This is a genomic window from Streptomyces alanosinicus, assembly GCF_014650595.1.
Taxonomy (GTDB): Bacteria; Actinomycetota; Actinomycetes; order Streptomycetales; family Streptomycetaceae; genus Streptomyces; species Streptomyces alanosinicus.
The window spans coordinates 422,984-441,330 of record NZ_BMVG01000001.1 but is presented as its reverse complement, the minus strand read 5'-3'; the positions used below and the strand labels follow the sequence as shown (position 1 = coordinate 441,330).

Annotated in this window: 13 protein-coding genes and 2 pseudogenes; 6 read left to right on the top strand and 9 right to left on the bottom strand. The window is 71.2% G+C overall.

Annotated features, from left to right (window positions below):
- Positions 1–28 precede the first annotated feature (28 nt).
- Positions 29–3,289, top strand: a complete 3,261-nt coding sequence (locus IE277_RS01950) for an AfsR/SARP family transcriptional regulator (RefSeq protein ID WP_189947850.1) — start codon at positions 29–31, stop codon at positions 3,287–3,289.
- Positions 3,290–3,312: 23 nt separating this feature from the next.
- On the opposite strand, the gene IE277_RS01945 is transcribed toward IE277_RS01950, so the two are convergent.
- From IE277_RS01945 to panB, 3 genes are all read right to left on the bottom strand, one after another.
- Positions 3,313–4,137 (bottom strand): ABC transporter permease, encoded by an 825-nt coding sequence (locus IE277_RS01945; RefSeq protein WP_189947848.1) that lies wholly within the window; start codon positions 4,135–4,137, stop codon positions 3,313–3,315.
- Positions 4,134–5,159, bottom strand: a complete 1,026-nt coding sequence (locus tag IE277_RS01940; protein WP_189947846.1) for an ATP-binding cassette domain-containing protein — start codon at positions 5,157–5,159, stop codon at positions 4,134–4,136. Before IE277_RS01940 ends, IE277_RS01945 begins: the two co-directional genes overlap by 4 nt.
- 206 nt (positions 5,160–5,365) lie before the next feature.
- Positions 5,366–6,250, bottom strand: a complete 885-nt coding sequence (gene panB, locus IE277_RS01935; RefSeq protein ID WP_189947844.1) for a 3-methyl-2-oxobutanoate hydroxymethyltransferase — start codon at positions 6,248–6,250, stop codon at positions 5,366–5,368.
- Between the two features lie 198 nt (positions 6,251–6,448).
- On the opposite strand from panB, the gene IE277_RS01930 reads away from it, so the two are divergent.
- The 4 genes from IE277_RS01930 (at position 6,449) to IE277_RS01915 (ending at position 11,334) form a co-directional block, all read left to right on the top strand.
- Positions 6,449–8,035, top strand: a complete 1,587-nt coding sequence (locus IE277_RS01930) for an MFS transporter (protein WP_189947842.1) — start codon at positions 6,449–6,451, stop codon at positions 8,033–8,035.
- 119 nt (positions 8,036–8,154) lie between these two features.
- Positions 8,155–8,784, top strand: a complete 630-nt coding sequence (locus IE277_RS01925) for a TetR/AcrR family transcriptional regulator (protein ID WP_189947840.1) — start codon at positions 8,155–8,157, stop codon at positions 8,782–8,784.
- Between the two features lie 190 nt (positions 8,785–8,974).
- A complete protein-coding gene (locus tag IE277_RS01920; RefSeq protein WP_189947838.1) occupies positions 8,975–10,024 on the top strand; it encodes an endonuclease/exonuclease/phosphatase family protein in 1,050 nt (349 codons plus the stop codon).
- Between the two features lie 92 nt (positions 10,025–10,116).
- Complete coding sequence (locus IE277_RS01915; protein ID WP_189947836.1) at positions 10,117–11,334, top strand: MFS transporter; 1,218 nt, start codon at positions 10,117–10,119, stop codon at positions 11,332–11,334.
- Positions 11,335–11,358: 24 nt separating this feature from the next.
- Here IE277_RS01915 and IE277_RS01910 read toward each other — a convergent pair whose 3' ends face one another.
- The 5 genes from IE277_RS01910 to IE277_RS01890 all read right to left on the bottom strand — a co-directional run bounded on the left by IE277_RS01910 (position 11,359) and on the right by IE277_RS01890 (position 16,523).
- A complete protein-coding gene (locus tag IE277_RS01910; protein ID WP_229880485.1) occupies positions 11,359–11,775 on the bottom strand; it encodes a hypothetical protein in 417 nt (138 codons plus the stop codon).
- Positions 11,776–12,087: 312 nt separating this feature from the next.
- Positions 12,088–12,582, bottom strand: coding sequence for a hypothetical protein (locus tag IE277_RS01905; protein ID WP_189947832.1), 495 nt, complete (start codon positions 12,580–12,582; stop codon positions 12,088–12,090).
- 452 nt (positions 12,583–13,034) lie between these two features.
- A complete protein-coding gene (locus IE277_RS01900) occupies positions 13,035–14,981 on the bottom strand; it encodes a S53 family peptidase (RefSeq protein WP_229880482.1) in 1,947 nt (648 codons plus the stop codon).
- A gap of 232 nt (positions 14,982–15,213) precedes the next feature.
- Positions 15,214–15,846 carry a DUF305 domain-containing protein gene (locus IE277_RS01895; protein ID WP_189947830.1) on the bottom strand — a complete coding sequence of 211 codons (633 nt, stop codon included), beginning with the start codon at positions 15,844–15,846 and terminating at the stop codon, positions 15,214–15,216.
- Positions 15,843–16,523 (bottom strand): thioredoxin-like domain-containing protein, encoded by a 681-nt coding sequence (locus tag IE277_RS01890; RefSeq protein ID WP_189947828.1) that lies wholly within the window; start codon positions 16,521–16,523, stop codon positions 15,843–15,845. The genes IE277_RS01895 and IE277_RS01890 overlap by 4 nt, the downstream gene beginning before the upstream one ends.
- A 174-nt stretch (positions 16,524–16,697) precedes the next feature.
- Here IE277_RS01890 and IE277_RS01885 point away from each other — a divergent pair.
- A pseudogene (locus IE277_RS01885) lies at positions 16,698–17,129 on the top strand (Rrf2 family transcriptional regulator); the annotation flags it as partial.
- Positions 17,130–17,188: 59 nt separating this feature from the next.
- Here IE277_RS01885 and IE277_RS01880 read toward each other — a convergent pair.
- Positions 17,189–18,294, bottom strand: a pseudogene (locus IE277_RS01880) (FAD-binding oxidoreductase).
- Between the last annotated feature and the right edge of the window lie 53 nt (positions 18,295–18,347).

The following is an 18,347-nucleotide window of genomic DNA, read 5'->3' as shown; positions in this document are numbered from 1 at the left end:
AAGCCACGCACGGCCGTCCCCGGAGACAATGGACCCCGTGCGCTATCGGTTGCTCGGCACCACCCAGGTACTCCGCCCCGACGGTACGGCCGTCCCGGTCGGCGGGGCGCGGCTGCGTGCCCTGCTGGGCGTGCTCGCGCTGCGGGCCGGCCGGACCGTGCCCGCGGGCGTGCTCGTCGACGAGGTGTGGGGCGCCGAGCCGCCCGCCGACGCCGCCGGGGCGCTGCAGGCCCTCGTCGGCCGGCTGCGCCGTACCCTCGGCGCGGACGCCGTCGCCTCCGCCGAGGGCGGCTACCGGCTCACCGCCGCCCCCGACGACATCGACCTCACCCGCTTCGAGCGGCTGACCGGCGACGGCCTCGCGGCCCTCGCCGACGGCGACCCGGCCAAGGCCGCCGCCGTGCTGGACGACGCGCTCGCCCTGTGGCGCGGCCCCGCCCTCGCCGACCTGCCCGACCACACCGCCGAGGCGGCCCGCTGGGAGACCCGCCGGCTCGACGCGCTGCGCGCCCGGCACACCGCCGCCCTCGCCCTCGGCCACGCCGAGCAGGCGCTGCCCGAGCTGACCGCCCTGTGCGACGAGCACCCGCTGGACGAGCCGCTGCACACGCTGCGGCTGCGCGCCCTGCGCGACACCGGCCGCCCGGCCCGCGCCCTCGCCGCCTACGAGGACGTACGCCGGCTGCTCGCGGACCGGCTCGGCTCCGACCCCGGCCCCGAACTGCGGGCCCTGCACGCCGAGTTGCTCACCGAGGAACCCCCGGCCGCCCCGCACCCCGCGCCGGCCCCGGGCAATCTGCCCGCCCGGCTCACCTCCTTCGTCGGCCGGGAGGCCGACATCGAGGCCATCGGCGCCGATCTGACCGCCGCCCGCCTGGTCACCCTGCTCGGGCCCGGCGGCGCCGGCAAGACCCGGCTGTCCCAGGAGGCCGCCGAGGCGGTACGGCACACCGTCCGCGACGGGGTGTGGCTGGCCGAACTGGCCCCCGTGGACGATCCCGGGGCCGTACCGCAGGCGGTGCTCACCGGGATCGATGCCCGTGAGACCGTGCTGCACGGCGCCGGCGTCGAGACCATCCGGGCGGCCGCCGACCGGCACGACGACCCTCTCGAACGGCTCCTGGAGCACTGTGCCCGCCGCCGGATGCTGATCATCCTCGACAACTGCGAGCATGTCGTGGCGGCCGCCGCCGCACTGGTGGCCCGGCTGCTGGCCCGCTGCCCCGGCGTGGTCGTCCTCGCCACCAGCCGTGAACCCCTCGGAGTACCGGGGGAGTTGCTGCGGCCGGTGGATCCGCTGCCCGAGCCGGTCGCGCTGCGGCTGCTCGCCGACCGGGGCGCGGCCGCCCGGCCCGGATTCCGCGTCGACGACGATCCCGGGGCCTGCGCCGAGATCTGCCGGCGCCTCGACGGACTGCCCCTCGCGATCGAACTGGCGGCGGCCCGGCTGCGCATGCTGACCTCACGCCAGATAGCGGACCGGCTCGACGACCGCTTCCGGCTGCTCACCTCCGGCAGCCGCACCGTACTGCCCCGCCAGCAGACCCTGCGGGCCGTCGTCGACTGGTCCTGGGAACTGCTGGACGCGGACGAACGGGACGTCCTCGCCCGGCTGTCGGTCTTCGCCGGCGGCTGCGACCTGGCCGCCGCCGAGGCCCTCTGCGGCCCGACCGCCCTGGACGCGCTCGGCTCCCTGGTGGACAAGTCCCTGGTGGTGGCCGCCCCCTCGGCCGAGGGTGCCATGCGCTACCGGCTGCTGGAGACCGTCGCCGAGTACGCCGCCGAACGGCTCGACGAGTCCGGGCGGCGCCGCGACACCGAACGCGCCCATCTGACGTACTACCGCGAACTCGCCCGCACCACCGACCCGTTGCTGCGCGGCGCCGGACAGCGCACCGCCATCGACCGCTTCCAGCTGGAGTACGAGAACCTGCGCACCGCCCTGCGCCACGCCGTCGCCCTCGGCGAGGAGCAGGAGGCGATGTGCCTGGTGCTGTCCCTGCTGTGGTTCTGGCAGATGCGCGACCAGCGCATCGAGACCCGCACCTGGTGCCGGGAGGTCATGGCGCTCGGCCCCGACCCGTTCGCCGGCCCCGTCCGCCCGGCCCGCCCGGTGCGGCAGCGCTGCACCGACACCCCGCCCCCGTACACCGGCGAGGTCCTCGCCGAGGCCCGGCGCGGTGTCCATCTGGCCCATCTCGCCTGTATGGACACCGAGCTGGAGGCCTGGCAGACCCCCGAGGCACGGGCCAGGCTGCGGGTCATCGCCGGGACGTACGAGCCCGGCCAGCCGCAGACCTGCCGCATCCCGGGGGCGCTGTGGTTCTACGCCGTGCTGTTGACCGGCGGCATGGAGCGGCTGCGCACGGTCGTCGACGCCACCGTGCGAACCTGCCGGGACACCCTCGGCTACGAATGGGAGCTGGCCGGCGCCCTGCAGATGCGCGCCAACGTGCTCGCCAACCGCACCGCCTGGGCGGGCGACGCCACCCGCGACGCGGACGAGGCCCTGGAGATCTACCGCCGCCTGGGCGACACCTGGGGCACCGCCGAGGCGCTGTCCGCGCGCGGCGAGGCCCGGGAACGCAAGGGCGCCTACCGCGCCGCGGCCGCCGACTACCGGGCCGCCATCGAGCACGCCGAACGCCTCGGCGCCCGCGCCCAGATGGCCGTCCTCAAGGCCCGGCTCGGCAGCGTCCTGATGGAGCAGGGCGAGCTGGCGCAGGGCGAGCGGATGCTGCGCGGCGTCATCGCCGACGGGGACGGCGCCCTCAACGAGGCGATGCCCGCCGCCCGGCTCTTCCTCGCCTGCTGGCTCTCCGTGACCGGTCGCGTCGGCGAGGCCCGTGAGCAACTGAGGGCGCTGCGCGAGGAGTTCAGGATCGCGCACTTCGTCGTCTTCGACGCGCTGATCCTCGGCCAGGAGGCCTGGCTGGACGCCCTCGAACGACGCCCGCAGGACGCGCTCGACCGCATCCGCCGGGCCCTGCGCCTCGCCGAGGACCCGCTGACCGAGGCGATCACCCCGCAGCTGCCCTCGATCTGCCTCGGGGTCGCCGCCATGGCCCTGGCCGACCTCGACGGCGGCGGCCGCGCGGCGGACGGCGCCCGCTGCCTGGGCGCCGCCGAGGCCCTGCTGCCGGCCGGTCATGTCCTCACCGGGATGGAGCGCCGGTTCCACGACCTCACCGAGACCCGTATCCGCGAGACCCTCGACGAGGCCGGATACGCGGCCGCGTACGCCGAGGGCGGTGGCCTCTCCCTCGCGGAGGCCACCGCCCTGCTGTGACGTGCCCGCCCGGGGCGTGCACATCAGGTCTTGGTACGGAACTTGTGGATCGCGATCGGCGCCATGACCGCCGTGATCGCCACCGACCAGCCCACCGTCACCCACAGATCGTGCGCGACCGGGCCGCCCACCATGAGCCCCCGGGCCGCGTCCGCGAGGGCCGACAGCGGGTTGTAGTCGGTGAAGTGCCGCAGCCAGCCCGGCATCGACTTGGTCGGCGCGAAGATCGAGGAGCCGAACTGGAGCGGGAACAGCACCAGGAAGCCCACGCCCTGCACCGACTGCGCGTTCTTCAGCATCACACCGAGGGTGAGGAACACCCACATGATCGAGGACGCGAACAGCGCGGACAGGCCCACGGTCGCGATCAGGCCCGCCCAGTGGTGGATGTGGAAGCCGACCAGGACGGCGACGATCATCAGGATGACCGTCGCGAACAGCATCCGCGCCAGCTCGACAGCGATCTTCGCGAACAGCACGGACCCGCGGCCGATCGGCAGCGACCGGAACCGGTCCATCACCCCGCTGTTGAAGTCCTGGCTGAAACCGGTGCCGACGCCCTGCGCGAGCGTCATGCTCATCATCGCCAGCATGCCGGGGATGACGTACTGCACATAGCGCTCCTGGCCGCCGCCCAGCGCCTGGCCGATCGAGCCGCCGAAGACGTACACGAACAGCAGCGTGAAGACGATCGGCATGAACAGCGCGTCGAACATCGACTCCGGGTCCTGGCGGATCCAGAGCAGATTGCGGCGGATGAGCGCGCCGGTGTGGCGCAGATGCCCGCGCAGCGGGATCCGTACGTCGACGTCGGTGACCGGGCGGGCGGCGGCGGTGGTGGCGCTCATACGGCGACCTCCTCGCGGGTGTCGGCGGGCGCGGCTTCCTGCGGGGCACCGGCGCGGTGGCCGGTGAGCGACAGGAACACCTCGTCCAGGCTGGGCAGTTCGGTGGTGATGGCGGAGATCGTGATGCCGCGCGCGGTGACCGCGCCGACCACGGCCGTCAGCTGCTCGTCGCTGAGGATCGGCACCAGCAGCGTCCCGGACTCGGTGTCCACGGTGGTGGTCGAGAGCCCGGTGATGCCCAGCTCGTCCAGCATGCCGGCGAGCGGGCGCAGCTGCAGCGGATCGACGGGCCGTACCCGCAGGGTGCGGCCGCCGACGCGGGCCTTCAGTTCCTCGATCCCGCCGGTGGCGATGACCTTGCCGCGGTCCACGACGGTCAGCTCGGAGGCGAGCTGCTCCGCCTCCTCCATGTACTGGGTGGTCAGCAGCACGGTGACGCCGTCGCCGACCATCCGCTGTACCTCGTCCCACACCTCGTTGCGGGTACGGGGGTCGAGACCGGTCGTCGGCTCGTCCAGGTACAGCACGGCGGGCCGCCCGATCATGGACGCGGCGAGGTCCAGCCGGCGCCGCATGCCACCGGAGTACGTGCTGGCCGGCCGCCTGGCCGCCTCGGTGAGGGAGAACCGCTCCAGCAGCTCGTCGGCGCGGGTGCGGGCGTCCTTGCGGGACAGGTCCAGCAGCCGGCCGATCATGTACAGGTTCTCCCAGCCGGGCAGCTTCTCGTCCACCGAGGCGTACTGGCCGGTGAGGCCTATCACCCGGCGCAGCTGCCGGGGCTGGCGTACGACGTCGTACCCGGCCACGGTGGCCTGTCCGGCGTCGGGGGTGATCAGGGTGGACAGGATGCGGACGAGGGTCGTCTTGCCGGCGCCGTTCGGCCCGAGCACGCCCATCACGGTGCCCTCGCGCACGTCCAGGTCGACACCGTCCAGCGCCTTGGTCTCGCCGTAGTGCTTGACCAGTCCCCGTACCGTCACTGCGTGGCTCGCGCCGACGGGGTCCTCATGGATTCGCTTCATGGGGAAGACGGTGCCAGCGCCTACCGACAAACCGCCGACAGTCCACCGACACCACTGACAAATCCCCGACGACCACCGCAACCATCAATTGAGCAACCACGACGGCGAGCAACCACCTCCGCGAGAGCGGCGCCGGCTTAGGCGCAAAAAGGCGCAGCCCGCCGACGGGGGAAGATCGGCGGGCTGCCCGGTGTTGCCGCAATGGCTCAGTGGACGGAGTGTTCCTCCAGCGGGAACGTTCCTCCGACGACGTCCTGCGCGAACGACCGCACCGCGTCGCCCATGACCGCCCGCAGATCCGCGTACTTCTTGACGAACTTCGGCACCCGACCCGAGGTCAGCCCCAGCATGTCCGTCCAGACCAGGACCTGCGCATCCGTCTCGGGCCCCGCGCCGATACCGACCGTGGGGATGTGCAGCACCCGCGTCACCTCGGCCGCCAGCTCCGCCGGAACCAGCTCCAGGACCACGGCGAACGCACCCGCGTCCTGCACGGCCTTCGCGTCGCGCAGCAGCTGCTGCGCCGCCTCCTCGCCGCGCCCCTGCACGCGGTAGCCCATCGCGTTGACGGACTGCGGGGTCAGCCCGATGTGGGCCATGACCGGGATGCCGGACTCCACCAGGAGCCGGATCTGTTCGTGCGAGCGCTCGCCGCCCTCCAGCTTGACGGCACCCACGCCCGCCTCCTTGACCAGCCGGGTCGCCGAGCGCAGCGCCTGCACCGGGCCCTCCTGGTAGGAGCCGAACGGGAGGTCGCCGACGACGAGGGCGCGCTGTGTGCCGCGGACCACGGCCGCGGACAGCATCGTCATCTCGTCGAGGGTGACGGGCACGGTCGTCTCGTACCCGAGGTGGCAGTTGCCCGCCGAGTCGCCGACCAGGATGACCGGGATCCCGGCCTCGTCGAAGACGGACGCGGTCATCGCGTCGTAGGCGGTGAGCATGGGCCACTTCTCGCCGCGTTCCTTGGCGAGGGTGATGTCGCGAACGGTGATGCGGCGGTTGCTCTTGCCTCCGTACAGCGCCTTGCTGCCGTCGGAGGATGTCATCCGCGCGTTCTGCGCGTTCTGGGCAGCCGAAAGCTGCGTCATGGCAACGGCTCCTTCAGTCATCTCGAGGCGCCCTGACGGCGTCCCCGGATCGCTTCCATGGTGGCACCTCGTGCCAGCCAGGACCAGGGGGACCCCCTGTGATCCACGTCCGTGGCCGGAAACCGTGCCATGTAAGACCTTGGTAAAGAAGTAAGATACGAGACCGTTCCGTATCGAAATGATCGTACGCTCGGACACATGACAAGTCCCGTCCCTGCCCCCCGCATACCGGAAGCGGTGCACCGGCGTCGCTGGGCGATCCTCGGCGTGCTCATGCTGAGCCTGCTGATCGTGGTGCTCGACAACTCGATCCTGAACGTCGCCATCAAGACCATCTCCACTCCGGCGCCCGTCGGCCTCGGTGCCTCCCAGGGCCAGATCGAGTGGGCGATCAACGCCTACACCCTCGTCTTCGCCGGACTGCTGTTCACCTCCGGCCTCATCGGTGACCGCGTCGGCCGCAAGAAGGTGCTGCTCGGCGGCATCGCCGTGTTCGGCATCGGCTCCGCCCTGGCCGCCGAGTCCGGCTCGCCCGGCCAGCTGATCGCATACCGCGCCCTGATGGCGCTCGGTGCCGCCTTCGTCATGCCCGCCACCCTCGCCGTGCTGATGAACGTCTTCGAACGCGAGGAGCAGCCCAAGGCCATCGGCATCTGGGCCGGCGGCGTCGGCCTCGCCATCGCCATCGGCCCCATCACCGGCGGCGCCCTCCTCGACCACTTCTGGTGGGGCTCGGTCTTCCTCGTCAACGTGCCGATCGTCATCGTCGCGCTGATCCTCATGACCTGGCTCGTGCCCGACTCGCGCGACCCGCGGCCCGGCCGTCTCGACCCCGTCGGCGTCGTCCTGTCCGTCGTCGGCCTCGTCCTGCTGGTCTACGGCATCATCAAGGGCGGCGAGCTGGCCGACTTCACCGATCCGAAGGTGCTGGCGACCATCATCGCCGGGCTCCTCGTCCTCGCCGGCTTCGTCGTCTTCGAGAGCCGCAGCGACCATCCGTCGCTCGACGTCAGCTACTTCAAGAACAAGGTCTTCTCGGCCGCGATGGGCGCCATCGCCCTGGTCTTCTTCGCCCTGATGGGCGTCACGTTCTTCGGCGTCTTCTACACCCAGAGCGTGCGCGGCTACTCGCCGCTGGAGTCCGGCGCGCTGATGCTGCCGCTCGCCGTCGCCCAGCTGATCTTCGCGCCGCGCGCCCGGCTGCTGGTCGACCGGTTCGGCAACAAGGCCACCACCACGGCGGGCCTGGTGCTGATCGCGGCGACGCTGGCCGCCTTCGCCACCTTCGAGGCCGACACACCGATCTGGATCCTGGAGGTCGTCTTCTTCCTCATGGGCACCGGCATGGCGCACATCATGACGCCGACCTCGGTCGTCATCATGCAGGCGCTGCCGCGCGAGAAGGCCGGCTCGGCCTCCGCGCTCAGCAACACCTTCCGCCAGGTCGGCGGCGCGCTCGGCATCGCCGTCCTCGGCTCGGTGCTCGCCACCTCGTACCGGGGCGGCATCGAGGGCAAGCTCGGCCTGCTGCCGCCCGCCCTGCGCGACAAGGCGGCCGAGTCCATCGAGGCCACGCTCGGCATCGCCGACAAGCTCGGCCCGCGGGGCAAGGCCCTGGTCACCCCCGCCGACGACGCGTTCCTGCACGCCATGCACGTCACCGCGCTGTGCGGGGTGGGTGTCGCGCTGATCGGCGCCGTCGTGACGGCCCTGTTCCTGCCGGGCAGGGCGCCGGCCGCTCAGCAGGACGAGAAGGAGACGGAACTGGTCGCTGCCGCGGAGTGACGCGGACCGCGGGGAGCACAAAGAACACAGGGAACACGAACACAGGGAACGCAGGGATAAACGGGGGAAGGAGGCGGCTGCGGGACAATGTCCGCAGCTCAGTGAGAGGACGGATCGACGTGAGCCTTGCCGGCAGCCGGCCGCAACCCGACGGGCCCGTGCGGGGACGACCCCGCAGCGAGGCCGTGGAACGGGCCATCCTGGAAGGCGTGATGAAGCTCCTGGAGGACGGCGTACCGCTCGCCGAACTCTCCATCGAGCGCGTCGCGCGCACGGCCGGGGTCGGCAAGGCCACCATCTACCGCCGCTGGAGCGGCAAAGAGGAACTGTTCATCGACGTCGTGCGCGCCGCCGAACCCCCCGATCCCGAACTCCCCGGCACCTCCCTGCGCGACGACCTCGTCGTCCTGCTGGAGACCTTGCGCCAACGCGGCCTCGCCACCCGCTCCTCGGCGCTCCTGCACAACGTGTACGCGCAGATCAAACACACTCCCCGGCTCTGGCTGGAGTACCACGACAGCGTCATAGCGCCCCGCCGCCGGCTCGCCTTGGAGGTGCTGCGCCGGGCGCGGGACAACGGCGAACTGCGGGCGGACGTCGACCTGGAACTGGCCAACGACATGTTCGTCGGCCCCATGCTCGTCCGCAGCATCATGCGCCCCGACGGTGACCTGCCCGAGGACCTGGCCGAAAAGATCGTCGACGCGGTCCTGGAAGGCCTACGGCCCGTCAGCTCGACAGCCTCGTAGCACTCATGTGCGCATTTCGTCACAGACCCCAGGCGTCCCAGGGGTAGACGGAACGCGCTGCCCCGCCCCACTCGTCCTTGTCTTCCGTACGGCCGTCATGGGACGGCGGGAGCGGAGCCGATCATCCCCTAGGGTCGGAAGAACACACGGGGGAACGACGGTGTGCACGGCAGGCAGTGAGGCAGACGGTATGGCGCAGCAGGCGTACATGACGGAGACGGTGGGCGGCGGCTCGGGCCCCGAGCGACCTGGATCCCGGCTTCGGCGCCTACTGCACCGCCTGTTCGCCGGCTGGCGCGGCGATCCGGGCATCTGGCGCCGCGGCATCGTCCTCGCGGTGCTGGCCCTGCTGCTCGCCCTGGTGATGCTGCTGCACTCGCGCATCCCGAACCAGGTGGGCAACCTCGGCAGTCTGACCGAGACGTTTCTGCCCTGGGTGGGCTTCGCCATCCCGGTGCTGCTGCTCCTCGGCCTGCTCCGGAAGTCGGCGACCGCGCTGATCGCCGTGCTGCTCCCGGGGATCGTGTGGCTGAACCTCTTCGGCGGGCTGCTCACCGACAAGTCGGGCTCGGGCGGCGACCTGATGGTGGCGACGCACAACGTCAACGCCGACAACCCCGACCCGGCCGCGACCGCCCGCTCCGTGGCCTCCTCCGGCGCCGACGTCCTGGCCCTGGAAGAGGTCCCGAGCGGCGCCGTACCCGTCTACGAGAAGGCGCTCGCGTCGACGTACAAGTACCACGGGGTCGTCGGCACGGTCGGCCTGTGGAGCAGGTACCCGATGACCGACGTACGAGCCGTCGACATCAAGCTCGGCTGGCAGCGTGCGATGCGCGCCACCGTGACGACCCCCAAGGGCAGGATCGCGGTGTACGTCGCCCACATGCCCTCGGTCCGGGTGAAGGTGGAGGCCGGTTTCACCGCCCGGCAGCGGGACACGAGCGCCGACGCGCTCGGCGAGGCCATCGCCGAGGAGCCCCTGAAGCAGGTGGTCCTGCTCGGTGACCTGAACGGTACGATGAACGACCGTTCGCTCAACGCGGTCACCGCCCAGATGCGCTCCACGCAGGGCGCTGCGGGCAGCGGCTTCGGGTTCAGCTGGCCGGCGTCGTTCCCGATGGCGCGGATCGACCAGATCATGGTCAGGGGCGTGGAACCGGAGAGCTCCTGGACGCTGCCGCGTACAGGCAGCGATCACCTTCCGGTGGCTGCCCGTGTGAAGCTCGACACGTCCTCGTAACCGTCCGGAATACTGGGCCTGGGAGACTTTGTTCCGCTGCTGAACTTAGCAACTGAACTCCGCTCCCTCACCTCGAAAGGCACAGGCCCTCCATGCCCCTGGCCCTGCTCGCCCTGGCCGTCGGCGCTTTCGGAATAGGTACGACCGAGTTCGTGATGATGGGCCTGCTGCCCGACGTCGCGGACGACCTGCACATCTCGATCCCCACCGCCGGCCACCTGGTCTCGGCGTACGCGCTGGGCGTCGTCATCGGCGCCCCGCTGCTCGCCGCCCTCACGGCCCGTATGCCCCGCCGCACGGTGCTGATCGCCCTGATGGCACTGTTCGTCGCCGGCAACGCCCTGTCGGCGTTCGCCCCCGGCAACGGCTCCCTGCTCGCCGCCCGCTTCCTCAGCGGCCTGCCGCACGGCGCCTTCTTCGGCGTGGGCGCGGTCGTGGCGACCGGCATGGTCCCGCCGGAGCGCAAGGCCCGCTCGGTGTCCCTGATGTTCCTCGGCCTGACCGTCGCCAACATCGCCGGCGTCCCCGCGGCCACGCTCGTGGGCCAGCACCTGGGCTGGCGGGCGGCCTTCCTCGGCGTCAGCGTGATCGGCCTGGCCGCGATCGCCTCCCTCGCCCTGCTGATCCCGCACGACGGGAAGCACGCCGCCGCCTCCGCGGGCCTGCGCGGCGAACTGGCGGCGCTGCGCTCCCTCCCGGTCTGGCTGGCCCTCGGTACGACGGTGGCGGGCTTCGGCGCGCTGTTCGCGGCGTACAGCTACGTCACCCCGATGCTGACGCACGCGGCGGGCTACGCCCAGACGAGCGTGACGCTGCTCCTCGCCCTCTTCGGCGTGGGCGCGACCGTGGGCAACCTGCTGGGCGGCCGCCTCGCCGACCACTCCCTGCGGGGCACCCTCTTCGGCGGCCTGGCCGCACTCGCGGCGGTGCTCCTCCTCTTCCCGCTGCTGATGCGGGCGCAGTGGAGCGCGGCGCTCGCCGTCACCCTGCTGGGCATGGCGGCGTTCATCACCGGCTCGCCGCTCCAGCTGATGGTGATGGAGAAGGCCTCGGCGGCCCCCTCCCTCGCCTCCTCCGCCAACCAGGCCGCCTTCAACCTGGCGAACGCGGGCGGCGCATGGATCGGCGGCCTGGCGCTCGCGGCGGGCTTCGGTACGACGTCGCCCGCGCCGGCGGGTGCGGCGCTGGCGGTGCTGGGCCTGGGCGTGGCGGCGGTGGCGTACGTGGTGGACCGGCGCCGGGTGGCTCCGTCGGTGGGCCGGGTGGTCACCTCCCACCTGCCGGAGGAGTCCGGGGCCCTGCACCGCTGACTCCCGCGCTTGCGCCACCGGGATTCAGGCCGGACGAAATCTGCGGCTGAAGTCCAGAGGGATGTCCAGGGCCAGGAAGTTCTTGCCGCTCCCCGTCCGGGCCCGCAGCCGGATCCGGTGCCGGGCCACCGGCACCGTCTCGGGGAGCCGAAGGATCCACGCCTGCTTCCACGGCCCGGCGGGCCGCCTCGGAGCCCCTGACAGTCGCGCGCCCATGCCTGCCAGCAGATCGGGCAGCCGGTAGCTCCTGTCCAGCATCTTCACCGGACCGAATTTCATGATCACATTGCAGGTGACCCGGGTCAGGTCGACGGTCTCCTTGAGGTGGCCGTGCATCTCCCAGCGGACCTGGTGCCCGAGCCACGGCAACGCGGGGGTCAGTGTGATGTCAAGGATGTCCAGGACATAGGTGTCGTCGCTAGCGTCCTCCACCAGGTGCATGTTCACCTCGCTCAGCCCGCGGTGTGCGGGGGAGGGGCCACTCTGCCGTGCACGCCCCGGAACGCCGCATGCGTCGTCTGTCACCCGGTCGGGGGTGGCGGAACGCCGGAAGGACGGGCGGCGTTCGGACGCAAGACACCAGAAGGGTTGGCTGGTGAAGGCGAGTCCGGCCGGCCGGCCGCCGGGCTGCGGTGCCTGACGGTCGGCTCGGACAGGGTGTGCACGGCGAGAGACGGTCGGACAATGGTCGGGACGGCAACCCCGGCCCGATACCGGCGGGCCGGGGGTCCGTATCATGCGGTCGGCCTCTGACTAGTTGTCGTCGTCGTGGTCGTCGTGGCCGTCGTGGTGCCGGACCACGCGGAAGCTGGCCACGACGCCGTCCTCGACGTCGATGCCCTCGGGCGGGCAGGCACGCACGCCGAAGCTGTCGCTGTGGGCGCCGACGGTGGCGATGGGACCGCCGTTGTCGCAGACCGCCCCGCGGAAGACCTCGACGGTCTTGTCGCTGTCGTTGCGGATGTTCAGGGTCTTGGCGCCCAGGCCGCTGATGACGGTGATGCAGTCGCCGGGGTGGCTGGAGTAGGACCGCTCGTTGACCTGGATCCGGCCCTCCTTCCGCCTCTCGCCGCCACCCTCGTTGCCCTTGCTCTGCGTACCGCCGTCGCGGGGCGCGCCGGCGGCAGCTGTCGGGGCTGCCTCGGGCGCCGGGACGGAGGCGGCCGAGGCGTAGGTGATGCCGGTCGCGACGAGGGCTGCCGCTCCCGCGACAGCGGCGGTCACCATATTGGAACGGGCGAGCTTCATGTCTCTTCACCTGTCTCTGTCTCGGAGATGCCGGCCCGTCAGCCGGCGTGAGAACAAAAGTAATAAGAGACGATTTAAGTGCGATACCGGAAGGCGGCCGCGATAGTGCCGATCGGGGGCATTTCAGGCTCCGTGGGCGGGGGAAGTGGGAGTCAATTGGCTTGAAAACAACCGCTATTGATATGCCATTAGGCCCTTAGAGTGATTCTCCGGCACTCCCCCACCCTCATGCGAAGCGTGTCGCTGCGGACACGGTGGGGGGAGCCGTGCTAAGCGGTGCGTGCGGGGCCGGACCGGTCACCTCGGTCACCGGGGTGCCCTCGCCGAGGCGGCCGATGACGTCGGCCGGCAACTCGGTTACACGCAGCCGGACTTCGTGGTAGTGCTCCCGGTAACGCAAAGGGGGCGTGAGGTCCCGCAGGACCCCACGCCCCCTCCTGCTCGGCGGAGCGTTACTTCTTCGGTGCGTACGAGGCGACGTAGCCGTCGGCCGGAGAGCCGACGCCCGTCACGTCGTCGTAGCCCTTCGTCGCGGACAGGGAGCTGTCCTTGCCGAGGCTGCGGACCGAGTACAGCAGGCCGCCCTTGGCGTCCAGGCCGTTGGCGAAGTCCACGCGGGCGACCGCCAGGCCGGAGCCCGTCGGGTTGTCCGTGACGTCGTGGAAGACGCCCTGCTTGCCGTACTTGGCGTAGATGGACGGGTTGGCGAAGCCGAGGGCCTTGCCGCCGTGGGCCTCCTGCGCCAGCGCCTGGACCGCGGCGATGGTCGGCGCGGCCAGCGACGTGCCGCCGATGCGGTACTCGCTGTACTGCTGCGACCCGTCCGGGAACGTCTGGGTCTGGCCGACGAGGAAGCCGGTGTTCGGGTCGGCGATGGCCGAGATGTCCGGGACGACGCGGTTGGCGGTCGTGCTGCCGTTCACCTTGGCGAGCGCGTCCGGGACGACGCCCTTCTGGTAGTACGGCTGGGCGACCGTCTTGCTGGTGCCGCCGCCCGCGCCCGAGGTGAAGGCGCCGGGGAAGTTGGTCCAGCTCTTGCCGTCGGCCGCGAGGGTCGCCTTCTGGGTGCCCCAGCCGGTCTCCCACTGGTACTTGTCACCCTTGCCGACGGCCAGCGAGGTACCGCCGACCGCGGTCACCCAGGCCGAGTTGGCCGGGGTGTCGACCTGCTTCGTTCCGGTGTTGGCGACCTCGTCGCCGTTGTCACCGGAGGAGAAGTAGAAGCCGATGCCCTGCACCGCGCCCAGCTGGAAGACCTGGTCGTAGGCGGCCGCGAGGTCCGGGGTCTGGTTGGCCTCGACGTCGCCCCAGGAGTTGGAGACGATGTCGGCCAGATGGTTGTCGACGACCTTGCTGAGCGAGGCCAGCAGATCGTCGTCGAAGCAGGAGGCCGCACCGACGTAGGTGACGTCGGCGTCGGGCGCGACCGCGTGCACGGCCTCGACGTCCAGGGTCTCCTCGCCGTACCAGCCGGCCGCCTTGCACTCGGTGGTCCTGGTGTAGGCGTCCGGCAGGGCCTGGTGCAGCTGGCTGGTCTTCCAGGCCGCGTCACCGTTCTTCTGCGCGTACGTGCCCGCGTCGAAGGCGATGGTCGGGGAGGCGTAGGCGTCGGTGATGGCGACGCGGACGCCCTTGCCGGTGTACTTGCCGGCGCCGTAGGCGGCGCGCAGCTGCTTGCCGGTGTACCCCTTGATGGCGTACGGGATCTTCTGGCCGTAGGCGTCCGGCAGGGTGCTCGCGGTCCTGGAGCCGAAGTACGAGGAGAACGGCCCGGAGTTCCTGAACACGGCGTCCGGCGGCGGCAGCGTGTCGTCGTGGCTCGCCATGTGCGGGGCGTTGTCCAGGCCGGTGACGGTGAGGACGGCGTCCTTCAGGCCCTCCGGCACCGACGCGGCCTGCGCGGGGGCACGGTAGGTCTTGGAGCCCTTGGCGAAGTTGTGCAGCTGGGCGCCGAAGGCCTTCTCGGCGGCGGCCACGTCACCGGAGACGGCGACGTAGTGCGTGGTGACGGCGGTGACCTTCAGGCCGGCCGACGTCAGCCAGGACTTGACCGCGGCGACCTGCGCCTTGGTGGCCCCGAAGCGGGTCTGCACCTTCTTGGCGCTCAGGTACTTGCCGTACAGCGGCGAGCTGGGGTCGGACACGGCCTTGGCGTAGGCGGCGAGTCCGGCCGCGTTCTTGCCGGCCAGATAGACCTTGGCGTTGACCTGGGCGCTGTTCGAGGTCGCGCCCTTGTCCGCCTTGGCCGTGGCCCAGAAAGGCTTGGTTCCCTTCAGCACGTCACGAGCGGGGCTGTCCGCGGCGTGCGCCGCGGGTATGCCCAGCGCCAGCGCGCCGGCGACCATCGGCAGTGTCGCTGCCATGCTCACGGCGCGCAGCTTGGCGCGGTTGGATCTCATATAACCCCCTGCGATGCGGTTCGCATGCATGTAGTGGTCGATACGACATGTGTCCGCGTGCCGGCCCGCGGCGGTACGGCCGGTGAATGGATCACACGATGGGGGTCACTCTCTCGATGAACCGTTCATGCCAGGGGAAGGAAAAGGTCAAGAGAAGCTCAAGTGGCCGTCAGGTGGGGTGATTTGAGCCCTTTGTCCTTACGGCTGTGTTACGGAATGACTTGCCCGCTGTTCACGAACGCGGTTTCGCTCCGCGCTCCTTGAGCATCTGCGCCATCGCCTGAAGCTCCGACTGCTGGGCGTCGACCATGCCCTGCGCGAGCCGCTTCTCCACCCCGACCGTGCACTTGGCCACGCAGCCCTCGGCCATGTGGATGCCGCCCTTGTGATGGTCCGTCATCAGCTGCAGATAGAAGACCTCGGCCTGCTTGCCGTTCAGCGACTGGAGCTTGTTCATCTCCGTGTCGGTCGCCATGCCCGGCATCAGCGAGCCGTCCCCGCGCTCGGGCATGTCACCCATGCCCATCCAGCTCATCGGCGGCTTCGCCGACACCTTCGGCAGCTCCCACAGATCCAGCCAACCCAGCAGCATGCCGCGCTGGTTGGCCTGCGTCTGCGCGATGTCGTAGGCAAGCCGCCGCACTTCGTCGTTCTTCGTGCGGTCCCGGACGATGTACGACATCTCGACGGCCTGCTGGTGGTGTACGGCCATGTCCCGGGCGAACCCGGCGTCCGCCGACTCCGCGCCCGGCGTCCTCGGGCCCGGGTCGCCGGAGTCCTCGGCGGCCGCGTAGGTGATCGCGCCGGCCGCGACGAGCACCGCCGCCGCGGCCCCCGCGATCCAGCCGATGTGCCGCCGGGTCACTTCATGACCCCGCCGGTGCAGGAGGCACCCGGCTCGGGCGTCTGCTGCCCCTGGACGTAGGCGGCGAAGAACTTGTCCACTTCCGGATCGCTCGCGCTCTTCACCGCCACCTGATGGCCCCACGCCGACAGGAGCAGCGGCGCCGACTGGTTCTCGTACGGGCTCATCAGCGAGTACTGCGTCTTCTTCACCTTCGCCGCGAGCGCGTCGACGTCGGCCTTCTTCGCCTTGTCGGTGTACGTCACCCAGACCGCGCCGTGCTCCAGCGAGTGCACGGCGTTCACGTCCGACAGCGCCTTGGTGTAGACGTCGCCGTTGCAGTTCGCCCAGATCGGGCTGTGGTTGCCGCCGACCGGCGGGTGCATCGGGTACGACACGTCGGTCGTCACGTGTGTCCGCGCCAGCTTGCCGGACCAGGTCTGCACACCGTCCTTGCCGGCGGTCCAGTGCCCGGTGTCACCGGAGGAGCCCTTGGCGGCGTCGGCGGAGTCGCTGGAGTCCTTCTTGCCGGACTGGGACTTCACGAGGACCACACCGCCGACGACCAGACCGGCGACGACCACGACGCTCGCGGCGACCTTGACTATGCGGCTGCGGCGCTCGCGCGCCTGCTCGGCGCGGCGCATCTCCTCTATGCGCGCCTTGCGCGCCGCGCTGCTGTTCTTGGCGGAACCCATGAGGTGTCCTTCTGGGGAAAGGGACGGCAACGGGAAGGGTGGAGCTCGCTGATCGTAGTGGGACCAGGGGCGACTTCCGTAGGGAGGGCAGGGCAAAAGAACGGCGGGGGATCGCACAAAGAGGGGATGCCGGGATAATTTGAACCATGCATGCGTATTACCTAGGCTCGTGATATGCGGCTCCTGCGCTCCACCGATCTGGCCCTGCGCCTCCTGATGCGACTGGCCGTGGCCGCCGACGCCACGCCCACCACCCGCCAGGTCGCGGCGGACATGGACGTGCCCTACACCCACGCCGCGAAGGTCGTCGCCGAACTCCAGCACCTCGGCCTCGTCGACGCCCGCCGCGGCCGCGTCGGCGGCCTCGCACTGACCGGGAAGGGCCGTACGGCGTCGGTGGGCGCGGTGGTGCGCGTCTTCGAGGGCGCCGGCGACGTCGTCGACTGTGAGGGCCCGACGCCCTGCCCGCTGAACTCCGGCTGCCGGTTGCGGGGCGCTCTGCGGCGGGCCCAGGAGGCGTTCTTCGCTTCGCTGGACCCGGTGACGGTCGCGGAGATCGTCGCGGAGCCGACAGGGGGCCTGCTCCTGGGGATCTCCCGGGGGCCGGGGGCGGATGCGGCGCCTGTGGGGGGTGCGGCTCAGCCGGCGGCTCAGCCGTTCGCCGGTCAGAGGTCCGGTCCGAAGACCTCGTAGTGGATGTCGGCCGGTGAGGTGCCCTTTCCGATCAGCTGGGTGCGTATCGCGCGCATGAAGGGGAGGGGGGCCGCACAGGTACGCGTGCGTGCCGGGGGCTACCGGGACGTCGGCCAGGTCGACCGGGCCGGTGCGGGTGCCCGGCTCGGCGTCGTGCTCGTAGAAGAAGTGCGCGGACGCGTCCGCGAGCTTTCCGGTGTACGCGCGGTGCTCGTCCCGCAGGGCACGGTCGGCGGGGGAGCGGTCGCCGTGCAGGACGGTGACCGGGCCGCGGTGGCCGGACGCCGTGAGGTCGGCCGGCATCGCGATCATCGGGGTCACGCCGATGCCGGCCGAGGCGAGCAGCACGGGTGTGTCCGGGCCGGCGGCGTCCAGGACCAGGTCGCCGTACGGCTCGGACAGCTCCAGGACGTCACCGGTGCGCACGCGCGCGTGGAGGTGCTGGGAGACCTCCCCGTCGGGGGCCGCGTGGCCGCGCACCCGCTTGACGCTGAACTGCCGCAGCGCCTCGCCGGGCGCCCCGGACAGGCTGTACTGCCGTATCTGCCGGGCGCCGTCGGGCAGTTCGACCTGGACGGAGACGTACTGACCGGCGCGGAAGCCGCGCACCGCCGCGCCGTCGGCCGGCCGCAGCCGGAAGGTGACGACGTCGGCGGTCTCCGCGACGCGTTCCACCACCTCCCACGGCCGTCGGACCGTCGTGCCGCTCTCCTCGTAGAGCCGTTTCTCGATCGCGATCAGCGCGTTCGCCATCAGCCAGTACACCTCGTCCCAGGCGGCGGCGACCTCGGGCGTGACGGCGTCGCCGAGCGAGGCGTGCTTGTGGGCGATCCGGCCGAGCAGCGCGTCGGGCCGCGCTCCGGGTGCTCCAGCAGCTGGGCGGCGAAGGCGGCGATGGAGCCGGCGAGGGCCTGCTTCTGGGCGCCGGAGGCCTGGTTGCCGCGGTGGAACAGGTCCCGCAGCAGTTCGGGGCGGTCGGCGAAGAGACGGCGTAGAAACGCTCGGTGATCTCGCCGATGGCGCCGCCGACGGCGGGAAGCGTGGCGCGGACGGTGGCCGCGGACGGCTCGGACAGCATCGGGAGTGCTCCTCACGGCTCGACTGAACTCGACAGAACGGCTCGGCCGACCG

What these genes read in the sequence shown, in the direction of transcription:
- IE277_RS01930 (WP_189947842.1), top strand. Translation starts at nt 6,449, where the DNA reads ATGACAAGTCCCGTCCCTGCCCCCCGCATACCGGAAGCGGTGCACCGG.
- IE277_RS01900 (WP_229880482.1), bottom strand. Translation starts at nt 14,981, where the DNA reads ATGAGATCCAACCGCGCCAAGCTGCGCGCCGTGAGCATGGCAGCGACA.
- panB (WP_189947844.1), bottom strand. Translation starts at nt 6,250, where the DNA reads ATGACGCAGCTTTCGGCTGCCCAGAACGCGCAGAACGCGCGGATGACA.
- IE277_RS01910 (WP_229880485.1), bottom strand. Translation starts at nt 11,775, where the DNA reads ATGCACCTGGTGGAGGACGCTAGCGACGACACCTATGTCCTGGACATC.
- IE277_RS01915 (WP_189947836.1), top strand. Translation starts at nt 10,117, where the DNA reads ATGCCCCTGGCCCTGCTCGCCCTGGCCGTCGGCGCTTTCGGAATAGGT.
- IE277_RS01905 (WP_189947832.1), bottom strand. Translation starts at nt 12,582, where the DNA reads ATGAAGCTCGCCCGTTCCAATATGGTGACCGCCGCTGTCGCGGGAGCG.
- IE277_RS01890 (WP_189947828.1), bottom strand. Translation starts at nt 16,523, where the DNA reads ATGGGTTCCGCCAAGAACAGCAGCGCGGCGCGCAAGGCGCGCATAGAG.
- IE277_RS01945 (WP_189947848.1), bottom strand. Translation starts at nt 4,137, where the DNA reads ATGAGCGCCACCACCGCCGCCGCCCGCCCGGTCACCGACGTCGACGTA.
- IE277_RS01950 (WP_189947850.1), top strand. Translation starts at nt 29, where the DNA reads ATGGACCCCGTGCGCTATCGGTTGCTCGGCACCACCCAGGTACTCCGC.
- IE277_RS01920 (WP_189947838.1), top strand. Translation starts at nt 8,975, where the DNA reads ATGGCGCAGCAGGCGTACATGACGGAGACGGTGGGCGGCGGCTCGGGC.
- IE277_RS01940 (WP_189947846.1), bottom strand. Translation starts at nt 5,159, where the DNA reads ATGAAGCGAATCCATGAGGACCCCGTCGGCGCGAGCCACGCAGTGACG.